6 protein-coding genes are annotated in these 8,158 nt (G+C 36.1%); 1 reads left to right on the top strand and 5 read right to left on the bottom strand.

Translation table 11 applies throughout. The features are described from left to right. Positions 1–636 precede the first annotated feature (636 nt). Complete coding sequence (locus F6K54_RS12755; protein ID WP_293078011.1) at positions 637–786, top strand: hypothetical protein; 150 nt, start codon at positions 637–639, stop codon at positions 784–786. Between the two features lie 30 nt (positions 787–816). On the opposite strand, the gene F6K54_RS12750 is transcribed toward F6K54_RS12755, so the two are convergent. The 5 genes from F6K54_RS12750 to F6K54_RS12730 form a co-directional block, all read right to left on the bottom strand. Then, a complete protein-coding gene (locus F6K54_RS12750) occupies positions 817–993 on the bottom strand; it encodes a hypothetical protein (protein ID WP_293078009.1) in 177 nt (58 codons plus the stop codon). Positions 994–1,066: 73 nt separating this feature from the next. Beyond that, positions 1,067–1,735: a PEP-CTERM sorting domain-containing protein gene (locus tag F6K54_RS12745; RefSeq protein WP_293078007.1), complete on the bottom strand. Its 669-nt coding sequence runs from the start codon at positions 1,733–1,735 to the stop codon at positions 1,067–1,069. A 274-nt stretch (positions 1,736–2,009) separates the two neighbouring features. Further along, positions 2,010–2,699, bottom strand: a complete 690-nt coding sequence (locus tag F6K54_RS12740) for a PEP-CTERM sorting domain-containing protein (RefSeq protein WP_293078005.1) — start codon at positions 2,697–2,699, stop codon at positions 2,010–2,012. Positions 2,700–4,957: 2,258 nt separating this feature from the next. Further along, positions 4,958–5,608, bottom strand: a complete 651-nt coding sequence (locus F6K54_RS12735) for a PEP-CTERM sorting domain-containing protein (protein ID WP_293078003.1) — start codon at positions 5,606–5,608, stop codon at positions 4,958–4,960. A 2,233-nt stretch (positions 5,609–7,841) separates the two neighbouring features. Continuing rightward, positions 7,842–8,158 (bottom strand): PEP-CTERM sorting domain-containing protein (locus tag F6K54_RS12730; RefSeq protein WP_293078001.1); only part of this gene is annotated, 317 nt, incomplete at its 5' end.

Raw genomic sequence — 8,158 nt, 5'->3', positions numbered from 1 at the left:
CACAGCTATAGAAGAACACTGGGAGGGGGGGAGTAGGGGAGTAGGGGAGCGGGGGAGTAGGGGAGTAGGGGAGTAGGGGAGAATTTTTTTGCCCAACTATGCGCTAAAAATGCGCTCCATGCATGAGCGTGAAGAGCTGAAACAGGCACACTTTTTTTGAAATCAAAAAGGCTCAAGTCTTTATATATCAATGCTTTTAGGTTGAATCAGCAAGCCCTAATTAAAAACTCAACTCAAATGTCACAATAAAGAAGAAGTCAGCTAGAAGTAGAGGAGCCTTCGGATTGGCAAGTGATATCATGTCCGCTGGTATCGTTTGTGTACACCCAAGAGTGAATATCTACAGGAAATTTAAGTTTTTTTCTTGCCCTTAAGTATTCCTGCCTGTTGCCTGTTGCCTGCGCACAGCGCTGTACAATGTTCCCACAAATTATCAAAATAACATGGGTCGCGCAACCCCGCCTTTTAAGGCGCAATATTTTTGGAGCCTTGCTCAAATCCCCTACTTCCCCTCCCCTCCTGGGAGGGGCTAGGGGTGGGTTGGGAGGGGGAGGGGCGAGGGGTGGGTTAACTTCTGATTTCTGACTTATGATATCATGTCCGGTAGCATCGTTTGTGTATAAAATCAAGGTGACAATGGGAGAAAACCTTCTGCCTCCTGCCTTCCTTCCACCAAAGTCTAATTATTCAACCGGACATGATATGACTTCGTTAAAAGCGATCGCTAATGACCTAGCAACCGCTCTCAAATTTGATTTCACAGATATTTTTTTTGTAACAAGGTAGATGCAAAATTCTAAGATAATTAAATTGATTTTAAATAGTAGTTAAATTGAAACAAGCGATCGCTAATAAACTAGCAATCGCTCTAAAATTTGATTTCACAGATATTTTTTTTGTAACAAGGTAAAGGTAGATGTAAAAATCTAAGTATCTTAGATTGATTTTAAATAATTTAGATGAAAGCAAGCGATCGCTGTTTTTTTTCTGCACTCTGATAATTTGACTAATGTAGATATTATTATTTCGACCAGAGCGATCGCACAGACAACAACCAACCTTTGGCTTAGGAGTTTTTCTGGCGACGGCTAGTTACTAAACCTGCAGTAACTACACCTAGACCGAATAATGCAGTTGGTTCAGGTACTGGTTTCATTTCCCCAATCACTTCTCCAGAAAAGGTTGCCTCTATAGGTTGAATAGTTCCATCAAAAATACCCTCAACATATTCGGCATCTACACCTGCCATCTGAAATGTTATGTTACCTATACCTTTTGTTTGATGGCCAAATTCATCAGTAAACCATCCATTTAGGTCTAACATTATTTGTGCACCACCATTACTGTCCGTTACAGTTATAGTAGAACCAGAGTGAAGAGCAAAAGTATTCACACCATCACTTGTATCGGAATCACCAAAAGTTCCTAAATCTAAGAAGGGATTTGTCACACTGGTTACTTCAAATGGACTGTCACCACTACCATCAAACGTTAGCGGACCTTGAATAGTTGCTGCGTTAAATTGTACAAAATTACCAGTTGTTACACTTGCTATCAAATCACCTGGATTTGGGTTAAAGCTCAACTCACCTTCTGACAAAGTAATATTTGTGAAGAAACCATTGAAACCAATTCTTCCATATAATCCAGCAGCGTTAGCAACCTCAGCACCAGCGAAAGCAGTACCTAAAGCGAAAGGAAGAGCAGCGATGGAAGCAACGATTTGATTTTTCATTTTATAGATTCCTAGTAAATTAGTTATTTGTTTATTGAGTGACGATGAAGATAACACTTAGATTAGTACTTGTTAAATACTTAACTTGAAGATTGATACTTCTTAGTAGTTTTAAATGACTATATAAAATCTAAGTATGTTAATTAGATTGATTTAAAAAAGTAGTTAGGTTGAAGCAAGCGATCGCTATTTTTTCTACACTCTTATACTGTGACTAATGTAGATATTATTGCTGATACCAGAGCGATCGCACAGACAACAATCAACCTTTGGCTTAGGAGTTTTTCTGGCGACGGCTAGCTACTAAACCTGCAGTAACTACACCTAGACCGAATAATACAGTTGGTTCAGGAGTAGAAGCGAACAAACCACCAGAGAAAGTTATATCCCCTATTGTCTCACCACTAGCAAGCTGACTTTCAACTGAAGCAACTGTATCGTTAATTATCTGGAATGTCAAGCTACCTGCACCTTTACTTGTGTGTCCATTTGCACTCTCAAAATATCCCCATAGTGCTACATCTACAGATACGTTAGCTCCAGTCTGGCTTAAATTGTAACTAGCTTCAGTTAGGTTAAAAACATTTAAACCATCTGTTAAGCTGGGGTCAGGTGCTCCCATCACAATTCCGGGACCAGTTGGTGAGTTACCTAAATCTAAAAAGGGGTTGTTTACGTTGTTACCGCTAAAAGATATAATTTCAGAGATAAGTGCGGAGTTAAACCCATTAAAACTTCCTCCATTTACTGGATCGGGATCAACAAGAACTGGAGTTGGAATTGGTTGAAAAGTTAATGAGTCTTGTGTTAAGAAGATATTACTTATACCACCAGGGATTGAAACACCGGAAGCTATGTGAAATTCTCCAGTTAAGGCAGCAGCATTAGCAACACCAGCACCAGCGAAAGCAGTACCTAAAGCGAAAGGAAGAGCAGCGATGGAAGCAACGATTTGATTTTTCATTTTATAGATTCCTAGTAAATTAGTTATGTGTTTATTGAGTGACGATGAGGATAATACTTAGATTCGTACTTGTTAAATAATTAACTTGAAGATTGATACTTCTCAGTAGTTTTATCGTTTCGTGAATCTCTCTTGCCCTCGTGAATATAAACTAACTAATTTCACTTAGGTGTTGCAACCCTTTTTGCGAGACTTTACTGAATCTTTAAAAACTCCAATGTAAACTTCACTGTCAAATTAATGCTATTTCACTCCATTTACTTACAGTTTTACGGTCTTTTTAATCACATACCAATCCGTATTACCAATTAGGCCAATAGTAGTAGGTAAATTTAGTTAATTGATTTGAGCTACTAAATATATATAAAAAATGAGGAAAAAAAACTTTACATAGATTTTCAGCCCAATTTTAAATAATTAGTCTATACAACTCAGTAATGTAACTAAGTATTTTGTAGTAAACCAAAGCGAATTTTTATGGAATTTTATCGAAAATAACAAGTTATTATGAAGTGTGAAGCAGATCATTTACAGAAGTTTACTAAACGTGGTATAGACAACCCAACTAAAATGTATAGAGTATGGACGAAGAAAAAGTTAGGTAGAAGTCCAGGATGTAGATTTTTGACAAGTGACTAGAAAAATAAAACAATAGTCTTGAAAATTGAAAGTAAATTCAAAGGGGATAAAAAATCTTTACTGAGGAGAAATGAGGGAATGATGATTAAGCTTTAGATTTGGATATTATTAAGGCCAATACTGAAAGGAAATAGAGAATAGATTTTTATGGCCAAAGATTACCAACAATGATTTTGATAGAAGAAAAAGTGAGGTGGAAGTCCAGGAGGCTAATTTCTGACAACTGACTAGAAAAATCAAATAATAGTCTTTCAAACTCAAAGGAAATTCAAAGGGGATAAAAAGTCTTGACTGAGGAGAAACTAGGGAATGATGATTAAGCTTTAGACTTGGATATTATTAAGGCCAATACTGAAAGGAAATAGAGAATAGATTCTTATGGCCAAAGATTACCAACAATGATTTTGATAGAAGAAAAAGTGAGGTGGAAGTCCAGGAGGCTAATCTCTGACAAATGACTAGAAAAATCAAATAATAGTCTTTCAAACTCAAAGGAAATTCAAAGGGGATAAAAAGTCTTGACTGAGGAGAAACTAGGGAATGATGATTAAGCTTTAGAGTTAGATATTATTAAGGCCAATACTGAAAGGAAATAGAGAATAGATTTTTATGGCTAAAGATTACCAACAATGATTTTGTCAGTGATATAGCAATGTGCGCTGGCATATTTACAAATCACAGGAGGTGTCCAATAGCTAAAAGTCTTATATTATCAGTAATTTATTCCCCCTGTTGCCTGTTGCCTGTTGCCTGTTGCCTGTTGCCTGCGCGCAGCGCTATAACTGATAACTGAAATGGCTGTCACTTCTGTTGCTGATATTAAATAAATAGCAAGTTTATTTCTTGGACATACATAATATTAATGGGCCAACTTCCTTGGTAATCCTAGTGTCGCTACGCGGAAGTCAAAAATTAAAAGTCAAAAGTCTGAAGAAAATTATAGTAGTCAATAAGAGTAAATAATTCAGTAAGTATTTATGCTTAATATTTCACTTCCGATCAAGGTAAATGAGGATAATTTATATAGTATAAATACTTAAACAAGCTACGGATTTTATACTAATTTTTATGTTACAAATCGAAGTGCTGTAATGTGGGTTTTAGGATTTTGTAACTGGTTAGTTATTTCTGCCATCCTGCACTAGCTAGTTTTTGGATGATTCTCAACACTTCTAATATCTGGAGTCATCGTTAACTAATAAATCAATTATTGGAGTATTGCATACAATCTTTCTAGAACTGATCAGCGATGGTGGGGCCATTAGCGATCGCTCTCAAATTTGATTGAACAGATATTTTTTTGTAACAAGGTAGATTTCATTAATTGATAATTGATAATGGATAATTGATAATTACCTCTGGTTAAAACCGTTACGGAATTGAATATAAGGAAATATTATTTCTTTTTTTTTCCTTAAAAGGGGAGGCTTTAAACCAAAATCATTTAATTATTAATTATTAATTATTAATTATTCGGTAAAAATCTAAGATACTTAGATTGATTTGAAATAATGATTAGGTGGAAGCAAGCGATCACTATTTTTTTTCTACACTCTGATAGCTTTACTAATGTACAGATTATTCAGAGCGATCGCAAAGACAATCATCAACCTTAGAGTTCAGGAATTTTTCTGGCGGCGGCTAGTTACTAAACCTGCAGTAACTACACCTAGACCGAATAATGTAGTGGGTTCAGGAATATGAACTCCTATATCTACTTGTGAATTATATGTACCACCACCACCTGCCTCAGTGTCTGAAAATTGAAGTGTCTCAGCAATGACTTTGAAACCAGTCTCTCCTATTCCCTCAACTATTGCGGATATAGGTTGATCTTCAGACAACATAAACTCTACAGAGTCCGGGCCGTTGAACATACCCATAAACTCAGTACCAGCTCCCCAAGTAACACTTGCTCCATTACTATAGTCAAAAACTAGGTCGTTGATGAGCGCGTATGTGAACTCGGAACCACTGGAACTCACATATTCAAAATGTGCTTTAGAAGCTGCTACACCTTGGACAGGACTACCATCGAATGGAGGAGTAAAAAAACCATTTTGGGTAGTAACAAAGTTAAGATCAAAAGGATTAAACTCAATATAAAAAGTATCCCCTGCTCCTGGATCTACTTGACTAAACCAATCATCAGTACCATCAGAGAAGGCTAGACTACCAACGACTGTAGCTGCTTGAGCAGGAGCAAAAACTGATCCACCGAAAACAGTAGCTGCGGACAATGCGAATGCGTACTTAAGTAGATTTTTCATGATTAAAACACCTAGTAATTAATAATTTATGCCTGTGGTTTGATTTTGTGATGATGAGATTAATGATGAGTTCATATATACTCTTACTACTTAACTGGAAGATGAATACTTCTCAGTAGTCTTAGGGGTTTGCGAACCTCTCTTGCCCTCACGAATATAATCTAGCTAATTTCACTTAGATATTTCAACCCTTTTTACGAGACTTTACTGAATCTTTAAAAAACTCCACTGTAAAATTAACTCTATGTCATGAGATTTAACCAGGTATTTACGGAGGTAAAGCATTATTTTATTACATTTATATACCAGTATTAAAAACTAAGTAAATAGTCATATATGTATAGATTGATTTGATTTAAATTACTTGATATTTATTAAAAACCAAGAAAAATAATTGTATATTGATTTAATACTTATTTAACAATTGCTCCAAACAACTCAGTGATGTAACTAAGTATTTTCCGATCAGCTAAGGTGAATTTTCATCGAATATAACAAGTTATTGTAAAGAGTGTTTCAGATCACTGACAAACAAAATAAAATATGATATTAGCAAAAATGTCACAATATTAGGACTTAGGCATAACTACTAGATATAGTAGGGTTTAATAGCCGTTAACCCCTACAAATAGTGTATGATTTCCTATGCGTGCTTCATTAATTGATAATGGATAATGGATAATTGATAATTACCTCTGCTTAAAACCGTTCTTGATTGAATATGAGGAGATATTATTTCTTCTCTTGGTCGATTGGATATGGCTCCGAGACCTCGCCATCCCATCCTACGGAATGCTGCGCAAACGACCGCTTTTTTTTCCCTTAAAAGGGGAGGCTTCAAGGCGCGAACTATTTAATTATTAATTATTAGACATCTCCAAAAATCAAAAATAAAATCAATTCTTATCCAGAAATTATCAATTGTTCCCCTCCTGGGAGGGGCTAGGGGTGGGTTGGGAGGGGGAGGGGCTAGGGGTGGGTTCCCTGTTCCCAGCTCCGGTGTTCCCTCTTTTCTGGAGATGTCTATTAATAATTCGGTAAGTTCTGAATATTTCAGATATATATAAGAAGAAGTCAGCTAGAAGTAGAAGAGGCTTGGAATTGGCAACTGATACTATTTATCCATGAAGTTGCACTTACGGCACTTTTCATTCAATCCCACATTCCGCACTTCAATTTGTATTATTAAAAGTAGTATATAAATCTGTAGCTTGGCAGGTATTTATACTATGCAAATCATCTCAATTACTTTTTTCGTTCATCAAATACCGAGTAAATAATTAAGCATAAATACTTGCTATACATGATTACTCAATCACAGCAGCTATGATTTTCTTCTAAAATTCTGTCTCCTGACCAAAAAATAAGGTCTCAAGCCTCCCCTTTCAAGGGGATAAAAAAATAAATTTCAGTATTTCAAGCCTCTGGCTTTCCTACGGAATGCTGCGCAAACAGCCAGAGGAACTGATAACTGATAACTGATAACTGATAACTGAAATGACTCCTTCAAGCTACAGACCTCTATACTACTTTAATATTACAAAATGAAGTGCGGAATGTGGGATACAATATTACTAATACCATTTTCAAAAAATATTGCTACATTGGCTATTCAAGGTATTAGATTTTAGGTGGTAGGTGGTAGGTATAAGAAATAAACAGTGAAGATTTTTCAATTCCGTTAAGCATCTATAATTTTACTGTAACAATCTTTCTTGAATTTGGTATAAAATAAATAGGGTTTGCGTATGGAAAGTCTTTTTGCTGGGGTAGGAGACAGGAGACAACCCACCCCTAGCCCCTCCCAGGAGGGGAGGGGAAGACAGGAGAAATGGGGAATTTAGAGGAGTCAGGAGAAAGAATTATCCCTTGATTTTTCTGCGATAGTCAATCAAAAATCCTAACTTTTTGAGTTCCCTAGAACGAAAACCTTGTACTTTTTCAAGACCAATAAAGGCTAAAACCTTTATCTGTCAATGCTTTTATATTTAATCAGCAAGCCCTAAATAAATAAGCGATCGCTAATGACTTAGCAACCGCTCTAAGAGTTGATTTCATAGATATTTTTTTGTAATAAGTATATATGTCAAAATCTAAGTATCTTAGATTGATTTGAAATAATAGTTAGGTGGGAGCAAGCGATCGCTGTTTTTTCTGCACTCTGATAATTTGACTAATGTAGATATTATTGTTTAAACCAGAGCGATCGCGCAGATAATCATCAACCTGTAGATTAGGAGTTTTTCTGGCGACGGCTAGTTACTAGACCTGCAGCAATTACACCTAGACCGAATAATGCAGTTGGTTCAGGAGTATCAGCCTTGTTAACCATATCAAAGTTATCAACAGTACCAGTAAATCCACCATTTCCTGAGACAGAAACACTACTCATTGCAATGCTTGTTTGTGCAAACGTGAAGTCATTAGCATTTATATTAAAATAGCTAGTGATTGCTGAATCTATTGTATCAACTCCTATACCTGAAAAGGTTAGAGCACCGCTAGTACCTAAGCCAACTACTTCTTCGGTAAAATAACCAGTTAGAAAAG

Origin of the sequence: Okeania sp. SIO3B5 (genome assembly GCF_010692555.1) — a bacterium.
Lineage (GTDB): Bacteria > Cyanobacteriota > Cyanobacteriia > Cyanobacteriales > Microcoleaceae > Okeania.
Note: the sequence above shows the minus strand (reverse complement) of the source record. Positions and strands in the feature narration are given on the sequence as shown.